This is a genomic window from Agrobacterium sp. 10T429 (assembly GCF_056393925.1).
Genome location: NZ_JBFTGV010000006.1, coordinates 277,314 through 295,638 on the forward strand (window position 1 = coordinate 277,314; position 18,325 = coordinate 295,638).

Annotated in this window: 14 protein-coding genes; 7 read left to right on the forward strand and 7 right to left on the reverse strand. The window is 58.7% G+C overall.

The features are described 5' to 3' along the window. Positions 1–30: 30 nt before the first annotated feature. The 5 genes from AC1DCP_RS16070 to AC1DCP_RS16090 form a co-directional block, all read right to left on the reverse strand. Positions 31–738, reverse strand: a complete 708-nt coding sequence (locus AC1DCP_RS16070; protein ID WP_003511522.1) for a FadR/GntR family transcriptional regulator — start codon at positions 736–738, stop codon at positions 31–33. 4 nt (positions 739–742) lie between these two features. Beyond that, positions 743–1,783, reverse strand: coding sequence for a four-carbon acid sugar kinase family protein (locus tag AC1DCP_RS16075; protein WP_065687964.1), 1,041 nt, complete (start codon positions 1,781–1,783; stop codon positions 743–745). Positions 1,784–1,943: 160 nt separating this feature from the next. Next, positions 1,944–2,993 (reverse strand): polysaccharide deacetylase family protein, encoded by a 1,050-nt coding sequence (locus tag AC1DCP_RS16080; RefSeq protein ID WP_065687965.1) that lies wholly within the window; start codon positions 2,991–2,993, stop codon positions 1,944–1,946. Between the two features lie 6 nt (positions 2,994–2,999). Further along, positions 3,000–4,187: a carboxylate--amine ligase gene (locus AC1DCP_RS16085; protein ID WP_065687966.1), complete on the reverse strand. Its 1,188-nt coding sequence runs from the start codon at positions 4,185–4,187 to the stop codon at positions 3,000–3,002. Between the two features lie 165 nt (positions 4,188–4,352). Then, positions 4,353–4,742: an acyl-CoA thioesterase gene (locus AC1DCP_RS16090; protein ID WP_003511527.1), complete on the reverse strand. Its 390-nt coding sequence runs from the start codon at positions 4,740–4,742 to the stop codon at positions 4,353–4,355. 172 nt (positions 4,743–4,914) lie between these two features. On the opposite strand from AC1DCP_RS16090, the gene AC1DCP_RS16095 reads away from it, so the two are divergent. Then, the gene (locus tag AC1DCP_RS16095) at positions 4,915–5,109 is read left to right on the forward strand and encodes a hypothetical protein (protein ID WP_013761913.1); all 195 of its coding nucleotides are present in this window, start codon (positions 4,915–4,917) and stop codon (positions 5,107–5,109) included. Between the two features lie 38 nt (positions 5,110–5,147). Here AC1DCP_RS16095 and AC1DCP_RS16100 read toward each other — a convergent pair whose 3' ends face one another. Both AC1DCP_RS16100 and AC1DCP_RS16105 read right to left on the reverse strand, forming a co-directional pair. Further along, positions 5,148–6,956, reverse strand: a complete 1,809-nt coding sequence (locus tag AC1DCP_RS16100) for an ABC transporter ATP-binding protein/permease (RefSeq protein ID WP_025595330.1) — start codon at positions 6,954–6,956, stop codon at positions 5,148–5,150. Further along, complete coding sequence (locus AC1DCP_RS16105; protein WP_003511532.1) at positions 6,941–7,177, reverse strand: hypothetical protein; 237 nt, start codon at positions 7,175–7,177, stop codon at positions 6,941–6,943. The genes AC1DCP_RS16100 and AC1DCP_RS16105 overlap by 16 nt, the downstream gene beginning before the upstream one ends. Positions 7,178–7,248: 71 nt before the next feature. On the opposite strand from AC1DCP_RS16105, the gene AC1DCP_RS16110 reads away from it, so the two are divergent. The 6 genes from AC1DCP_RS16110 (at position 7,249) to AC1DCP_RS16135 (ending at position 18,285) form a co-directional block, all read left to right on the forward strand. Then, a complete protein-coding gene (locus AC1DCP_RS16110) occupies positions 7,249–10,578 on the forward strand; it encodes a transglutaminase family protein (RefSeq protein ID WP_065687967.1) in 3,330 nt (1,109 codons plus the stop codon). A gap of 1 nt (position 10,579) precedes the next feature. After that, positions 10,580–12,985, forward strand: a complete 2,406-nt coding sequence (locus AC1DCP_RS16115) for a circularly permuted type 2 ATP-grasp protein (RefSeq protein WP_003511535.1) — start codon at positions 10,580–10,582, stop codon at positions 12,983–12,985. Between the two features lie 4 nt (positions 12,986–12,989). Next, on the forward strand, positions 12,990–13,868 hold the full coding sequence (locus tag AC1DCP_RS16120; protein WP_003511536.1) for a transglutaminase family protein: 879 nt from the start codon (positions 12,990–12,992) through the stop codon (positions 13,866–13,868). Positions 13,869–14,026: 158 nt separating this feature from the next. Next, the gene (locus AC1DCP_RS16125) at positions 14,027–15,265 is read left to right on the forward strand and encodes a vWA domain-containing protein (RefSeq protein WP_013761916.1); all 1,239 of its coding nucleotides are present in this window, start codon (positions 14,027–14,029) and stop codon (positions 15,263–15,265) included. Between the two features lie 162 nt (positions 15,266–15,427). Then, the gene (locus tag AC1DCP_RS16130; RefSeq protein ID WP_003511539.1) at positions 15,428–17,050 is read left to right on the forward strand and encodes an ABC-F family ATP-binding cassette domain-containing protein; all 1,623 of its coding nucleotides are present in this window, start codon (positions 15,428–15,430) and stop codon (positions 17,048–17,050) included. Between the two features lie 86 nt (positions 17,051–17,136). Then, positions 17,137–18,285, forward strand: coding sequence for an alpha-hydroxy acid oxidase (locus AC1DCP_RS16135; protein WP_035199743.1), 1,149 nt, complete (start codon positions 17,137–17,139; stop codon positions 18,283–18,285). The last annotated feature ends 40 nt before the right edge of the window (positions 18,286–18,325 follow it).

Below are 18,325 nucleotides of genomic sequence, written 5' to 3' on the forward strand. Positions count from 1 at the left end.
ATCGCGCGCACCGGCTCGCCGTCACTTGCCTCAATCCGTATGCGAAGACTCGAAGAGGCGGTCACGTGATCCCGTCAGATGGTCGTGCATCAGCCGCCGCGCGGCCTCGGCATCTCCTTCGGCAATCGCCACCGCAATCGCCTCGTGCTCGGCAAACACGCGGGTAAGGCCGGATGCCTCACGCTTCACCGACATGCCGTGAAACTTCATTCCCACCGCAATGTGGTCCTTGAGAGCCTCCATCGCAGTCGAGAAATAGCTATTCCGTGCCGCCCGCGCGATGGCAAGGTGGAACTGATAATCGGCATCCTCACGGTGGGACTGGCGATTGGTGGCGTCCCGCATCAGCTCGAGCGCCTTTTTGATTGCGACGAGCCTCTCGCCATCATGCCGCAAGGCCGCCGCCGCCGCAGCTGCCGGCTCCAGAGTCAGCCTGAATTCATAACAGTTCAGCAGGTCAGCGACATTTTCGAGCTGGCCGAAGCCCAGCGGCTCGCGCAGGCCGAATGCCCGCACATAGCTGCCGGAACCCCTTCGCGAATAGATGAACCCCTGTTCGCGCAGCCGCCGAAGCGCCTCGCGGACCACCGGTCGCGACACTTCGAATTCCATGGCGAGTTCATGTTCGGTCGGAAGCCGTTCATCCGGCTTGTAGGCGCCGGATTTGATCGCCCGGTGCATTCTCTCGAAAATAATGTCCGGAAGTGCCTTGCGCGCCGTTTCTTTCATCAGCCCCATCTGGTCAGCTTTCTCCAGCGTCATTTTCGCCAAGCATCATTTTCGCAATCCGTTTCAACGTGTCAGCTTGCCCAAAACCACCTGACTTCGCAATGATACATTGGTCGCCGGACCAGCCGACACCAAGACCGGGCAGGCACTCGCCGGCAAGGCGCAGACGCGATACCCCCATGGCCAGCAGCACCGCTTCGGCCGTGGCGCCGCCGGACAAAAGCAACGTGTCGGTCCCGGTGGTGAAAAGCGGCACGACGCCATACGCCAGCCGGTCTGAAACCTCGAGCGGGGAAAGATTTTCCGCCCCTTGCGTCGCGTAAACGAGCGTCAGCCTGGAACGAGCATGCGCGTGAAACGGCACGACGCCATTGGGTGCATCGGTGACCGATACCAAACCCGTTCCTTTAAGGATTTCAATTTGTTCAACGGTGATCGGGTCGCGCGAACCTATGGCGAAAAGCCCCTTACCCGCGGGAATAGATGCCGCTTCGGGCACTGCCTGCGCTGTCATCATTTCTGCCAGCGCCTCGGCCAGCCCTCGCGCGCCCACCAGAAGATCAACCCCGTTTGCGCGCCCGGCAAGCAAAGCCTCCCTGATGTCCGCATGCGATCGGGTGTCTGGGATTGCGCAGCGGCTGGCGTGACCGCCCAGTCTTTCATGAACTGAAATCGTGCCGTCAACGCCAAAGCCGGACACGGAACCGTCTACGACGATGCGTCCAAAATCCGGAATGGCTGGCGCTACAAGCGCATGCCGATAGGAAACAGCATCCATTTCCGCGGCGATATGTCCTTTCAGGCGGGAATCGATCTTCTTGAACAGAACTGTATCGGCCGGAACCAGTGCCATCAGTTCCTGCGTGCGGCGGCGGGCTTCATCCGCCTTGCCATCCCGACAACCCAGATTGACGCTGAGGACGGCCGGCGCATCGGCCACCGCTGCAGGGACGCCCTCAAGACCGATCGCAACTTCAGTCGAAAGCCCACGCCCGGCGAAGGGGGCGGCCGCATCAAGCGCACCGGTCAGGTCATCGGAAAAAATCAACAGCACGGGCGAAACCTTAAGAAAAGTTGTAATGTTTTCCTTCGATAAATTTATTTATAATCAATAGATAAATGGATGTGAATAACAAAAACAACACGACAGCTCGATTAGCCGCACCGACACACGTCGTCGTCATCGGCGAAAGATGGCAGGGAGAGGTTGATCCCTAGACGAACCGGAAAGGCAGGCCTGAGATGAGCGCTTTGACAAAGCGCTTTTTCTGAAAGCGGCCGTTCAGCGAAACGCGCGGCAACAGCATCGGCTTTTCAAGGCTATGGGCCCCAAGAACACCGGCCTGCGTGGTAACAGCTACGGGAAATCCCGCATCAAACACCGCTTTCGCCTCGCGTTCTCCCACGGCCTTCATCCAGCCATAGGGATAGGAAAAGGACCTCGGCCGACGGCCGACATAGGTCTCCACCCGTCTTGTCGATTCCTCGATTTCGTAGGCCAGGCGCGCCGCATCGATCTTGCGCATGTTCACATGCATCATGGTATGCGCGCCGAGATGGACCAGGGGATCGCTCGACAGCGCCTTGAGTTCGGCCGCATCCATGACGAGTTTTTCCACGATCGCGATCGGATCGATACCATGTTGCCCCGCGACACGGTCGATCCTCTCCACCGCCTCGTCCTCCGCGAATATCTGAACGAAGTTTTCCAGACGCGCAAAGGCTTCCGCTTTTTGTGGAAGGCTGCCGGATTTAATCTCCTCCGGCCCTGTCCCGAAATCGAATTCAAAGGACGTGGCTTTTTGCGTCAGCGCGGCAGTGGTTTCCCACCACACGCTACGCGTCCGCTCCACAAAACCCGGCGTGATGAAAATCGTATAAGGAACAGCATATTTTCGAAAAATCGGTGCAGCATATTCGGCATTGTTGCGATAGCCATCATCAAGCGTGAAAGCACAGAACGACCGTTTCTCGGAATTATCGGCGAGCAGGCCCGGCAGATCGTGCAGATGAACGGGAACGAGACCACATTCGAGCGCCGCCTCTATCGCCTCTTCCAGAAATTGTGGCGTGATCGACAAGTGTGCATTCGGCGCAAAAGCTGACGCTTCCTCGTCCGGACGAACATGGTGCAGCGTGAAGATCACGCCACGCCCGGCAAGAGCCGGAAAAGCCGCACGAACCGCCGGCAGGGAAGCTACCTCCAGCCCCGCCCTTATGACCCCATATTTCAGAGAGCGTTTTACCGACCGCAAAAACACCATTACCGATTACCGCAACTTCAAACCGGGCAGAACCCGTTTTTTGATGACTCTCCAGACCGTGAGCGGCAGGTCGATAAGGCCCGGCAAAGGATCGTTCGCCGCAAAAGCCGCCCAGCTGCGGATTGTGCGCAGAGAGGCGACATAGTCCCCAATTCCCGCCTGTCCCCGTCGATTCAACGTCAATGCGGCAATGGCATCACGGACAAGATAGGACCATGACACACCTTGCCGCGCATCGAGCATCTGGCCGGTCGGCATGTCGTTGGCAACCTGCCACAGCAGCGCGCCGAGATCGATGCCGGCCGCTGAACACAGGCCAAACCACGACCATGGGCGCGGATTGACATCGAGAAGTTTCAGCGATCCATCCCTGCCATCCCGCTTGAACTCCACCTCGACCAACCCGCTGTGACCGGCCGATTTCAATATTTTCCTTGCCGCATCGATCGCTTGAGGGTTGTCGACAACCTCGACACAGGTGCTGGTGTAACCAAAATCGACGGGATACTGACGCAGGCGTCGGGCGGTGAATTCTGCAACAGGCTCGCCATCGCGCCAGAGCGCCGCATAGGAAAACTGGCTTTCTCCCCCGCCGGGAATGAGCTCCTGCACGACGACATTGCCCGCGCCGATCTCGCCGCTCGCAGCGGCAAAAGCGGCTTTCAGGGCCTGCCTGTCATCGGCGCGGATAACCTTCGCCCGGGAAATCGCGGTATCGCCGCCGCCCATATTCGGCTTCAGGATAACGGGAAACGTCACGTCCAGCGCATCGGCGTCATCGGACGAGACCATGGCATAGGTCCTGGGGAAGCTGACACCGAGTTCCGCCGCGCGTTTGTAGAGCAGCGGTTTCTCGCACAACCATTGAAGGGAGGACCAATCAGGCAGGACGATTTTGTAAAGGGCGGAAAGCTCATCGCGATGTTGTGAAACGAGCTGAACCTCGCCATCCCCTGATGGCACCAGAAGACACCCTTTCAGATGATGCTTCTCTGCCATATCGCGTAAAAACGCCATCGCCCCTGCATCAAGAGGACCGGACCAGCGGATCGTGTTCTTCACGAAACGCGACCAGCCCGGCAGCGGTGAATCATGGGTTATATAGTGCACAGGCACATCAAGGGCGCCAAGGCTGCGGGCAAGGGCAAGCGTGCCGTGAGCGCCACCAACAATAACAACACCTGGAATGGTCACAGCCTGATCCCCGCCCTATTCCATACCTTGATCGCAAAAATTGATAAATAAATTGGATATTTCTAAAGTATTGCGCGTTCGGAGATCGAATTGGCGGAGCCGAAGAGCCTCATGCGCTTTCGGCTGCCTGCGAACGGTTGGAAGTTTGATTCGAAGGCAAGCGCCTTACGCCTCTTTGCGCACAGGGCGCGGCTCGCCTTTGTCATCCACCGCTACCATGATGAAGACGGCCTCCGTAACCTTTTCCCGGGAATCCTGATAGTGCCTGCGGGTCCAGGCCTCGATCTTGAGCGTGACGGAGGTGCGCCCAACCTTTTCGATCCTGGTATAGACACACAATGTATCGCCGATCTTGACCGGTTTCTTGAAGACGATTTCATGAACCGCCACTGTGACGGTACGCCCGCCTGCCACATCATTGGCGCGGACGAAGGCGGCAAGGTCCATCTGCGACATCACCCAACCGCCGAAAATGTCGCCGGCCGGATTGGCGTCAGCCGGCATGGCAAGCGTTCTGAGCGTGAGTTCCATATCGGCGGGCGGTTGCTGTTCCATATCAAATTCCTTTCAAGAACCTCCCGCCGCCGGATTTAAACAACCGCGCCCCCTCAGCCAATAGCCGATTTTTCGCGGCAGCCCTTCCAAAACAGCAAGGAATCACGAAGCCATCGTAAGCTTCGGTTAACCATGATGCGGCACGATTCCAAAAAACCGCGAGGGCGTGCGAATGGCCTATGACTGGAGTGGAAACAATAAGATACAGCAGCGCTACGACCGTATCATTCTCGCGGTTGCCAGCGTCATTGCCATCAGCCTGGCGACCGGCACCTTTGTTCTGCGCTCGCAGATGGAGCCGGACGGCACCATAAGCCTTGCCAAACAGCAACGGCTGGACCTCGAAAAATGGCATTTGCGGCTTTGATCCGCACGATAATGTCAACAGCAGCATAACCCGGCGGCTTATTTTGGAGCGATATCCGGCTTTACGGTATTTTCCTTCATGGGGGCATGGTCCAGATGGGCCAAAGCCGGGGTAAGAACCGACAGAAATGTCTCTGATCTGCCGATATAGATAATCGCTACGCCGTCGATCCCATTCAGAACCTCCGCCAGCGTATCCTGTGTCTGTTTTTCCAGCCCTTCCAGCAAATCGTCGATGACGATGAATTTCGGCTTCAACAACAGGGCATTGGCGATCCTGATGCTGGCCTGTTCATCCGAATCCAGCTTCTTGTCCCAGCGAATGTGTTCATCAAGCCGTGGCGCCATTTCACCGAGACCGCACGCGGTCAGCGCCGCGACATAGTCTGCCTCCGCAAACCGCTGGGGCGCGCGTGGATAGGCCAGAATTTCGCGCAGCGTACCTGTTGGCAAATAGCCGTGCTGGGCAATGAAAAGCGTGTCGGACTGTTCGGGCATTTCGATCCTGCCCTGCCCCCATGGCCACAGGCCGGCCATGGCGGCAAACAGCAGCCGCCGGTTCACGCCCTGTTCGCCATTGATCATCAGACGATCACCCCGCCCGATTTCAACCTCGGCCTCACGCAGCCGGAAACCCCGCTCCAGATCCTGCCCGCCCGCATCACGGCAGATAGTCACCGACCGAAGGCGGATTTTTTCGTTGTCGGCACTCCGTTGAAGATCGATTGCGAGGCCGTGCTGTTCAACGCTATCCATCTGGATCAGAGCGTTGCGGAACACCGAAACACGCTGCAACGTCGCCTTCCAGCTGGCAATCGGCCCGAAATTGTCGATATACCAGCGAAGTGCGGTATTGACCTGGTTGAAGGCGCCGACGGCCATCATCAGCCCGCCGAAGGTGAGGTTGCCGGAAAAATAGACCGGCGCTGCGATAAGAATGGGCGCCACAACCGCCAACCAGCCGTAGCCCGACGACACCCAGGTCAGATGCGTCATTGCTAAAGCGAGCCCGCGGATTACGCCGAGCACGGCATCGATATCAACGCCGATCCGCCGCCGCTCGTTTTTTTCACCACGCGCAAGCGCAATCGCCGCCAGATTTTCGCTGGCCCGCATCAGGGAAAAGCGTAGTTCGGCCTCTTTTGAATAACGTTCAGCATTCAGGCCGACCAGACGATAGCCGACAAGGTTGCTGAGCAGGGACGCCGAGCCCGCATAAAGGATCGCCGCCCAGACCATGTATCCGGGAATCGCGACCGGATCGCCGTTGATCGTGATGGAAAAGCCTGCCGACAATGTCCACAGAACGCCGATGAAGCTGATGAGCAGGATCGTCGCATTCACAAGGCCGATGGAAAGCGCCGTGCTGCTTTCCGCAAGGTTGCGGACATCGTCGTGCAAACGCTGGTCCGGATTGATCGCAATCGTGCCGAAACCGGCAAGGCGGGCGGCGCGCCCCGGTTTCAGCCACTGGTCCACCATATCCTTGGCCAGACCCTCGCGCATGTTCAGCGCCGTCATCTGGTTAAGCCAGGTCTGAATGACATTGAGAAGCAACAACAGCCCGGCAATGATCGCGAAGACTTCGAGCTGATGGAGGAAGGCGTCAAGATCGCGCCGCTCCAGCGCATTGTAAAACGGCGCATTCCACTCATTGAGCCTGATCTGCCCGTAAGCGGTGAGCAATATCACCGTGAGCAGGGCAATCGACAGCAATATCAGCCGGTTGCGAACCGGCGACGTCCAGAAGGCATTGCCCATCATGCGTAGTTGCGAACGAAAATCGAGATCGAAGCCCGAAAGGTTCGCCGCACTCTTGCGCTGATCGTCGGTCACCGTTGTTGCCATTCATTCCATTCCGAAACGTCAGTCGGCAAAGAAAGCGGTTTGCGATCCTGCACCTTGCGATGCCCAGCAATAACACGCCGTTCAACCTTGTCCACAACCGCGGAGAAATCCCCAGGGAGACAATTAAAAAGCCGCGGCAATTCTTCGCGCCGGCAAACATCGGCGCCTCGGCCAACAATGCGGTTGCCTCCGGAAATGATCCTTGCTTTCTTTTCCTGCATTGCACAAAATCCAAATAATTTCAGAGGGGCGGACAAACCGCATAAACCGGAAAACCGGGCAAGGCAGATTAATGGCGATCAAAGCGAGCATCTATCATCTGACGCATTATAAATACGACAATCCGGTTCGCCTTGGACCGCAAATCATAAGATTGAAGCCCGCCTCGCACTCCAGAACCCATGTTATCAGCCATTCTCTCAAGGTTTCGCCGTCAAATCATTTCGTGAACCTTCAACAGGACCCATACGGCAATTATCTCGCTCGTTTCGTTTTTCCCGAGCCGGCGACGGAATTCAAGATCGAGGTCGATCTTGTCGCCGATATGACGGTTTACAATCCGTTCGATTTCTTCGTTGAGGAAGAGGCGACCAAGTGGCCGTTCGATTATCCGCAGGAGCTGCGGGAGGATCTGTCCATATACATGAAACCGGAACCGACCGGCCCCCTGCTTTCCGCCTTCATGGCCACCGTGGACCACACACCCGGACAGCCGACGGTGGATATGGTCGTCGGCCTCAACGCCCGTCTGCAGCAGGAAATCGGTTACGTCATCCGCATGGAACCGGGTGTTCAGACGCCGGAAGAAACGCTGGCTTCCGGCAAGGGTTCATGCCGCGACACCAGCTGGCTGTTCGTCCAGATCTTGAGACATCTCGGCCTTGCCGCACGTTTCGTGTCGGGCTACCTCATCCAGCTGACACCGGATCTCAAGGCATTGGATGGCCCGTCAGGGACAGAGGTCGATTTCACCGATCTGCATGCCTGGGCCGAGGTCTATATGCCGGGCGCCGGCTGGGTCGGTCTCGACCCCACTTCGGGGCTTTTGACCGGCGAGAGCCATATTCCGCTGGCGGCAACGCCGCATTTCCGCAATGCCGCGCCGATTTCCGGCGGTTATTTCGGCGAGGCCAATACGGAATTCGCTTTCGACATGCAGGTTCGGCGCGTTGCCGAGACCCCGCGCATCACCAAACCCTTCTCCGATGAGAGCTGGGAGAGCCTCAATGCACTCGGCGAAAAGGTCGATCAGGTTCTGAACGCCCATGACGTCAGGCTGACCATGGGCGGCGAGCCGACCTTCGTTTCAATCGACGATTTCGAATCCGAGGAATGGAACACCGGCGCGGTTGGACCGACGAAACGCGAAAAAGCGGACGTGTTGATCCGCCGCCTGCGCGAACGTTTCGCGCCCGGCGGCTTCCTGCACTACGGGCAGGGAAAATGGTATCCAGGCGAAAGCCTGCCGCGTTGGACATTTTCGCTCTACTGGCGAAAGGACGGTCTGCCGATCTGGCAGAACCCTGCGCTGATTGCGGAAGAAGGCGCAAATACCGGTGTTGCGGCCGACGACGCGCAAAAGCTACTGAGCGGTATCGCCACTCATCTCGGTGTGGAGCCCGATCTGGTGCTTCCGGCCTATGAGGATCCGGCCGAATGGATCATCAAGGAAGGTAGTCTTCCCGAAAATGTCGATCCGTCCAACTCGAAACTGAAAGACCCGGAAGAACGCAATCGCCTTGCCCGCGTGTTCGAACGCGGGCTGACGACACCGACGGGTTATATTCTTCCGGTGCAGGCGTGGAACGCCAAGCCCACCACAGACAAACGCTGGGTCAGCGAGAAATGGAAAACACGGCGCGGCAAGATTTTCCTCGTTCCGGGTGATAGCCCGGTAGGCTACCGCCTGCCGCTTGGCACCCTGCCCCATGTGCCGCCATCCGCTTATCCTTATATCCATGAAGCTGACCCTTCGATCCCGCGAGGGCCGCTTCCCGAGAAATTCCAGCCCTCCGGACGCACCATGCCGGAAGCGTCTTTCCATGCGGATGAGGCATCCGGCCAAGAACGCATCGAGCAGACGCTTGGTGAAATCGGCGGCGCGGTGCGCACAGCCATGTCGGTGGAACCGCGCGATGGACGGCTCTGCGTCTTCATGCCGCCTGTCGAACGCATCGAGGATTATCTGGAACTGGTCGCAGCGGCAGAAGCGGCAGCGGCCGAGCTCGGGCTGCCCGTCCATATCGAAGGTTATGCTCCGCCGCATGACGAGCGTATCAATGTCATCCGTGTAGCGCCCGATCCCGGCGTCATCGAGGTAAACATCCACCCGGCTGCAAGCTGGAAGGATTGTGTCGACATCACCACGGCGGTCTATGAAGAGGCGCGACAGACGCGTCTGGGCGCTGACAAGTTCATGATCGATGGCCGTCACACCGGCACCGGTGGTGGCAACCATGTGGTCGTGGGCGGGGCCAACCCGAATGACAGCCCTTTCCTTCGCCGTCCCGACCTTCTGAAAAGCCTTGTCTTGCACTGGCAGCGGCACCCGTCGCTTTCCTACCTGTTCTCCGGCCTGTTCATCGGACCGACGAGTCAGGCGCCCCGCATCGACGAAGCCCGCCACGACAGTCTTTACGAACTGGAGATCGCGCTGGCGCAGGTGCCTCCCCCTGGCCAGGGTGCGCCGCCGCTGCCATGGCTGGTCGACCGCCTGTTCCGCAACCTACTGACGGATGTGACGGGCAACACCCACCGCGCCGAAATCTGCATCGACAAGCTGTTTTCTCCGGATGGGCCGACCGGCCGCCTTGGCCTTGTGGAGTTCCGCGGCTTCGAAATGCCGCCGAATGCCCGCATGTCGCTCGCCCAGCAATTGCTGGTGCGTGCCCTCATCGCCCGTTTCTGGAAGAACCCTGCCGCCGGCAAATTCGTGCGCTGGGGCACGGCACTTGCAGACCGATTCATGCTGCCGCACTACATCTGGGCCGACTTTATGGACGTGCTCGGAGACCTGAGGGAAAATGGCTTCGACCTGAAGCCGGAATGGTTCACAGCCCAGCAGGAGTTCCGTTTCCCCTTCTTCGGTGAGGTGGAATACGAAGGCGCGAAGCTGGAATTGCGCCAGGCTCTGGAGCCCTGGCATGTTATGGGTGAACAGGGTGCCATCGGCGGAACCGTGCGTTTTGTCGACAGCTCCGTCGAGCGTATGCAGGTCCGCCTCGAAACCTCAAACCCTGCGCGCTATACCGTGGCGTGCAACGGCCGCGCCGTTCCACTAACTCCGACGGAAAACCGAAGCGTTGCGGTCGCCGGTGTTCGTTTCAAGGCGTGGCAGCCCTCTTCCGGCCTGCATCCCGTTCTGCCGGTCAATTCGCCCTTGACCTTTGACATTTATGATACATGGTCGGGACGATCGATCGGCGGATGCATCTACCATGTTGCTCATCCGGGCGGTCGCAATTACGAGACCTTTCCCGTCAACGGCAACGAGGCCGAGGCACGCCGCCTTGCCCGTTTCGAACCATGGGGACATACGGCCGGGCAATATCCGTTGATGGCGGAAACCGTGTCGCCAGAATTTCCGCTGACGCTCGATCTGCGCCGGCCATACGGAGTATAAATTGTCCAAAGCCCCGGCCACGGAACGCAAGACGGAAACGAGCGCGCAATCGCGCGGGCTTGACTACTCCACCTTGCCCGGCGTGGCCGATGAGATGCTCGATACTAACGGCAAGGTCAGACCGGTCTGGAAAACCCTGCTCGGTGCCCTGTCGCGCATGTCGGAACGCGAACTGCATGAGCGCTTTGCCCGCACCGACCGCTATCTGCGCGATGCGGGCGTGTTTTACCGCGATTACAGCAAGGGCAGCAGCGAAAGAAACTGGCCGATCTCCCATATTCCGGTGCTGATCGACGACAAGGAATGGACGGTTCTTTCCGAAGGGCTTAAACAGCGCGCCAATCTTCTGGAAGCCATGGTCGCCGATTTTTACGGCGAAAACCGGCTGGTGAAGGAAGGTTACGTACCGCCGGCACTGATCGCCTCCAATCCGGAATATCTGCGGCCGATGGTCGGCGTAAAACCGGCAAGCGGCCATTATCTGCATTTCTGCTCGTTCGAGATTGGACGCGGACCTGATGGCAACTGGTGGGTACTGGCCGACAGGACACAGGCGCCTTCCGGCGCAGGTTTTGCGCTGGAAAACCGGGTGGCGACCACGCGCGCGCTTTCCGACATCTATGCCGAAACCCATGTTCACCGTCTCGCTTCATTTTTCGGCGCTTTCCGCGACACCTTGCAGTCGCACAGAAAACATCCGGATGACCGCATCGCGGTGCTGACGCCCGGCCCCGCCAACGAAACCTATTTCGAACACGCCTATATCGCCCGCTATCTCGGCTTCATGCTGCTAGAGGGTGAGGATCTGACCGTGGTCAACGGCCGCGTGATGGTAAGGACCGTGGCCGGACTGAAACCGATCGGCGTGCTTTGGCGGCGCCTCGATGCCTCCTATTCCGATCCGCTGGAACTGAACCAGCAATCCCACATCGGTACGCCCGGCATGGTGCAGGCGCTGCGCAATGAAGCACTGACAATCGTCAACGCGCTCGGCACCGGCATTCTCGAAACACGGGCCCTGCTGTCCTTCATGCCGCGCGTCTGTCGCCACCTGCTTGGCGAAGACCTGAAACTGCCGTCCATCGCGACCTGGTGGTGCGGACAGGAATCCGAGCGCCGCCACGTTGCCGGCAATATCGAGGGCATGGTCATCGGCCCGGCCTATTCCCGGCTGCCCTTCTTCGAAGACAACGGTCAGTCCGTGCTCGGCTCGTCCTTGCGTGAAACGGCGAAGGAATCGATCAGCGACTGGCTCGCTTCGGATGGCCACAGGCTTGTCGGCCAAGAGGTGGTGACGCTTTCCACCACGCCGGCCTATATCGACAACAAGCTCGTGCCGCGCCCGATGAGCCTTCGCGTTTTTGCCGCCCGCACCCAGGATGGCTGGCAGATCATGCCGGGCGGCTTTGCGCGGATCGGCAGCAGCAACGATGTATCCGCCATCGCCATGCAATCAGGCGGCAGTGCTGCGGATGTCTGGATCGTCAGCGACAAGCCGGTGGAACGCACCACGCTTTTACCGGCGGAAGAAAGCTTCACCCGCAACATGCCGGGTAGCCTGCCGAGCCGTGCGGCGGACAATCTCTTCTGGCTCGGCCGCTATATCGAACGTTCGGAAGGCGCATTGCGCATCTTGCGCGCCTGGCACGGACGTTATGCCGAATCCGCCGACCCACGTCAGCCCTTGCTTGCGCATGTGACGCGTTATCTCGAAGCGCTGGATGTGGAAATGAACGATGCCGTGCCGGAAAGCCTGCTGAACAACATCAACAGCGCGCTCTATTCCGCCAGCAACATCCGAGACCGTTTTTCGCCGGACGGATGGCTTGCGCTGAATGACCTTGCCAAGACTGCCCGTCGGTTCCACGCAAAGGTTTCGCCGGGCGACGACGCGACCCATGCCATGACGATCCTCCTTCGCAAGCTTGCAGGCTTCGCCGGTCTCGTGCACGAAAACATGTATCGTTTCACCGGCTGGCGTTTCCTGTCGATCGGCCGCTATCTCGAACGTGGCCTGCATATGACAAGGCTTCTCGGCCACATGACCGGACCGGATGCGCCAGATGGATCGTATGACATGCTGCTCGAAATCGGTGATAGCGTCATGACCCATCGCCGTCGCTACAATGTCAGCACGGCGGGTCTGACCGTCACCGATCTTCTGGCGCTCGATCCGCTCAATCCACGGTCCATCCTGTTTCAGCTGAACGAGATTCGTACTGAGGTGGAGCAGCTGCCGAACGCCTTTACGAACGGCCAGATGTCGCCCTTTTACCGCGAGGCAATGCGGCTGCATTCCGGCCTTGCCGTCATGACGCCGGAAAACATGAACGGCGCGATCTACCGACAGCTCGAAACGGACATGGAACATCTCTCCGATGTTCTGGCCCAGACATATCTCGGATAACCCGATGCTTTATGACCTTTCCCTGCATATGGGTTACACCTACGACACGCCGGCCCATGGCGCGCGCCACATCATCCGCGTGCTACCCCTTTCGATCCCGGGCCGTCAGCGCTTCATTGCCGGCACCATCGATGTTTCGCCGGTGCCGGAAGAACGGGCGGTCTTTGAGGATTTCTTTCATCAATCGGCGACCTCAGTGCATCTGCGCGCACCGCACGAAAAGCTGGATATCCGCATGCAGGCGCGTGTGATGGTGGAGGCACCTGCGCTGACGGCAGATTTTTCACCCGAGCTTTCACGCCTGCCGCAAGACCTTGCCGACGTCTGGTCGGTCGACTTCCAGTCACCGCATCACTTCATCGGCGCCAGCCCGAGACTGGGGACGGATACGGCGATATCGGCCTATGCGCGGGAATTGCTGAAGCCCGGAATGACCATTCGCGAAATCGCACTCTCGATGTGCAAACGCATACACAAGGACTTCACCTATGACGGTGAAGCGACGACTGTCGATACGACACCGTCGGAAGCCTTCAAGCTGAAACGCGGCGTATGCCAAGACTTTTCGCATATCATGATCATGGCGCTGCGCAGCCTCGGCATTCCCGCCGGTTACGTCAGCGGCTTCCTGCGCACCATCCCCCCGCCGGGCAAGGAACGTCTGGAAGGTGCCGATGCGATGCATGCCTGGGTTCGCGTATGGTGCGGTGAGGCCGCCGGTTATCTGGAGCTCGACCCCACCAACGATATCGTTGCCGGCAGCGACCATATCGTCGTTGGCTATGGCCGGGACTATTCCGATGTCGCGCCGGTGATCGGCGTATTGAAGAGCTACGGCAACCAGCAGATCAAACAGGCCGTCGACGTCATTCCCGTCCAGTAATGATACATTACGTGTTATTATGAGCATACTCGAATTAATACTTGAAAAACTGCACCAATTTGAACGACGTATAAAATTTAACCGTCTACATTAGTGGATTCTACATCGTTTGCGGGTTTCCTGCGCTCAGTCTAATGTTCTAATTAGTGAGCCCGTTAATGATCTCCTCCGCATATCAAAAAATGACGCGCCGTTTCCTTGCCGATACGGGCGGCAATTTTGGCATGATGACCGCAATATTGCTGCCGGTGCTGCTTGGTTTTGCCGGAGCCGGCATGGAGCTGGCGAATGTGATGCAGGTGAAAGCGGACCTGCAGAACACGGCGGATTCGGCGGCTCTCGCGGCGGCGACCGAGGCCCGCTTGAAAGAAGGCGCTCTGACGGACGAACAAATCAAGGAAATCGCCAAGGCCTTCATCGCCAGCCAGATGGAAAAGACCCTGACCGAGGAGGAGAAGAAGGCGCTCGAGAAAAACTCTCCAGTCAATATTGGCACAACGGACGATGCGCGCGGCAAGACCTACACCATCCAGACCACGATAAACTACCAGATGCAGCTTAATCCGCTCTTGGGGTTCTTCGGGGCGAAAACACTCGATCTTGCCGCGACAGGCACCGCGGTAAGCACTGTCAACAAGGGCGCGCCGATCTCCATGTATCTGGTGCTCGACCGCTCGGGTTCGATGTCCTTCAAGACCGATACGCTCAACACCAAGAAAACGTCGTGCCAGAACTACACGGTCGATAACTGGGGGAGTTATCCGAATCTCAAAAATACATCGCCCTGCTACGTCAACAAGGCTACTTCGCTAAAAACCGCGGTCGGCTATCTCGTCGCGACGTTGAACAAGGCCGATCCCACTTATACCGCCAACGGCGGTTCCGAACTGGTTCGAACAGGAGCCTCGGTCTATACGCATGAGACCTACGCGGCCCAGCCTATCACGTGGGGTACTAGCAGCGTTGCCACCTATGTCGACAAACAGATCCCGGAGTTTCCGTCTGGCGGTACGGATGCCCGCAGCAGTCTGAATGCCGCATACAACGCCCTTAAAAAAGCGAATACCGTTGAAGCGAAAGAACACAAGGACAAGAAAAGCGAATCCTTCGAGCGATACATCGTTCTCATGACGGATGGCGAAATGACGGGGAACAGCTCCTCCTGGAGTTCCAGCATCGACCAGACCGTGCGCAATACCTGCGATACGGCCAAGAAAGACGGTATCAAGATTTTCAGCGTCGCGTTCATGGCGCCGGACAAGGGCAAGTCGCTGCTGCAACATTGTGCGTCCAGTCTCGACAATTATTACGCGCCTGAAAACATGGAGCAGATCGTTACCGCCTTCGGCGAAATTGCCCGCAAGGCTGCCGGCAGTTTGGCAACGCTGACCAATTAAGGGAAAATCAAGCCAGCATCCCCCGGAAACGACCCCGCTTCCGGGGAGCGATGTTCCCGGGGCGACCTTGCCGGGTTGCATGGCTGGCACGGCGTGCGCGGCAGGTGACAGCGCCGGCGACACATGGCATAGGAGAGCCGCTCCCATTCACAGGCCCCTGTCATGATCCGCATCGAAAATATCAGCAAGTCGAACAGTCACCGCATTCTCTACATCGAGGCCTCCGCTGCGCTCAATCGCGGCGAGAAGATCGGCCTTGTTGGCCCCAACGGCTCTGGCAAGACCACGCTGTTCCGAATGATGACCGGCGAGGAACAGCCCGACGAGGGACAGGTCGTCGTCGAAAAGGGCATGACGGTCGGTTATTTCAACCAGGACGTCGGCGAAATGTCTGGCCGTTCCGCCGTGGCCGAAGTCATGGAAGGCGCCGGCCCGGTCAGCGAAGTCGCAGCCGAACTCCGGCAGCTGGAAGCCGCCATGTCCGATCCCGACCGGATGGACGAAATGGATGCCATCATCGAGCGTTACGGCGAAGTGCAGGCGCGGTATGAAGAACTGGACGGCTACGCGCTGGAGGGCCGCGCGCGCGAGGTTCTGGACGGGCTGAGCTTCAGTCAGGAAATGATGGATGGCGACGTCGCCAAACTTTCCGGCGGCTGGAAGATGCGCGTAGCGCTCGCCCGCATCCTTCTGATGCGCCCGGACGTGATGCTGCTCGACGAACCCTCGAACCATCTCGATCTCGAAAGCCTGATCTGGCTCGAAGATTTTCTGAAGAACTACGACGGCGCGCTTTTGATGACCTCGCACGACCGCGAATTCATGAACCGCATCGTTACCAAGATCATCGAAATTGACGCTGGCAACCTCACCACCTATTCCGGCGACTACGGCTTTTACGAACAGCAGCGTGCGCAGAACGAAAAGCAGCAGCAGGCGCAGTTCGAACGCCAGCAGGCGATGCTCGCCAAGGAAATCAAGTTCATCGAGCGCTTCAAGGCGCGTGCCTCGCATGCCTCACAGGTGCAGAGCCGCGTCAAGAAACTCGAAAAGATTGACCGCGTCGAGCCGCCCAAGCGGCGCCAGACGGTCGCTTTCGAATTTGCGCCGGCGCCGAGATCTGGCGAAGATGTCGTCGCGCTGAAGAAAGTGAACAAAGCCTACGGCAGCCGCACGATCTATGGCGAGTTGGACTTCATGGTGCGGCGCAAGGAGCGCTGGTGCATCATGGGCGTCAATGGTGCCGGAAAATCCACCTTGCTGAAACTCGTGACTGGCACGACCACGCCGGATTCCGGTAATGTCACTCTCGGCGCCAGCGTCAAGCTTGGTTATTTCGCCCAGCACGCCATGGATGTTCTTGATGGTGACAGCACCATTCTGGAATGGCTGGAGGAACGTTTCCCGAAAGCCGGGCAGGCACCGCTGCGCGCCCTTGCCGGCTGCTTCGGTTTTTCCGGTGACGATGTGGAGAAGCGCTGCCGCGTTTTGTCCGGCGGTGAGAAGGCCCGTCTGGTCATGGCTGCCATGCTGTTCGACCCGCCGAATTTCCTCGTGCTGGACGAGCCGACGAACCATCTCGACCTCGACACCAAGGAAATGCTGATCAAGGCCCTGTCGGAATATGAAGGCACGATGCTTTTCGTTTCGCATGACCGCCATTTCCTGGCCGCCCTTTCCAACCGGGTGCTGGAACTGACGCCTGACGGTATCCACCAATTTGGCGGCGGATATACGGAATATGTCGAAAGCACCGGACAGGAAGCGCCGGGCCTGCGCAGCTGAGGCAGCTTGACGGACGTATGAGACGCAGAATTCCCGGGACAGGTTTCATCTTGTAACGTTTGCAGAGCGGATCGGTGGACTAACAAATGCAACTTAAAGACTGCTACAATTTCCACGATTTTCGCCGAATGGCAAAACAGCGTCTTCCCGGACCGATCTTCAACTACATCGACGGTGCTGCCGACGATGAGGTGACTTACCGGAGAAACACGGCCGCCTTCGAGAATTGCGATCTCGTTCCCGACGTGCTGCGGGGCGTGGCCGATGTGGACATGTCTGTCACCGTCATGGGGCAGAAGCTGGCGATGCCGGTCTATTGTTCCCCGACGGCGCTTCAGCGTCTCTTCCACCATCAGGGGGAGCGGGCGGTTGCGGCCGCAGCCGGAAAATTCGGCACGATGTTCGGCGTTTCTTCACTCGGCACCACCAGCCTCGAGGAAGCGCGCCGGATCAGCGGCGGCCCACAGGTCTATCAGTTTTATTTCCACAAGGACCGTGGTCTCAACCGCGATATGATGGCGCGCGCCAAGACTGCGGGTGTGCAGACGATGATGCTGACGGTGGACAGCATCACGGGTGGGAACCGTGAGCGCGACAAGCGCACCGGTTTTGCCATTCCGTTCAAGCTCAATCTTTCCGGCATTGCGCAATTCGCCATCAAGCCGGCCTGGGGGATCAATTATCTGACGCATGAGCGCTTCAGCCTGCCCCAGCTCGACGGCCACATCAAAATGGACGGCGGCGCGCTCTCCATCAGTCGCTATTTCACCGAAATGCTCGACCCATCCATGACGTGGGACGACGTCGCACAGATGGTGCGTGAATGGGGCGGCCCTTTTTGTCTGAAGGGTGTCATGTCCGTGGAGGACGCCAGACGCGCCGTCGATATCGGTTGCAGCGGCATCGTGCTTTCCAATCACGGCGGTCGCCAGCTCGATGGCTCGCGTAGCGCCTTCGACCAACTGGCCGAGATTGTCGACGCAGTCGGTGACCGCATCGATGTCATGATGGATGGCGGTGTTCAGCGCGGAACGCACGTCCTCAAAGCCCTGTCTCTGGGGGCGAAGGCCGTGGGGCTTGGTCGCTATTACCTTTTCCCGCTTGCCGCCGCCGGACAGCCGGGTGTCGAGCGGGCGCTTGAGCTGATGCGCATCGAAATCGAGCGCGGCATGAAGCTGATGGGCTGCACCACCGTCGACCAACTGACACGCCGGAACCTGCGGTTTCGTGACTAGAGCGGTGTCAGCGCGAGAAAATCGAGGCCTGTCGAGCTTA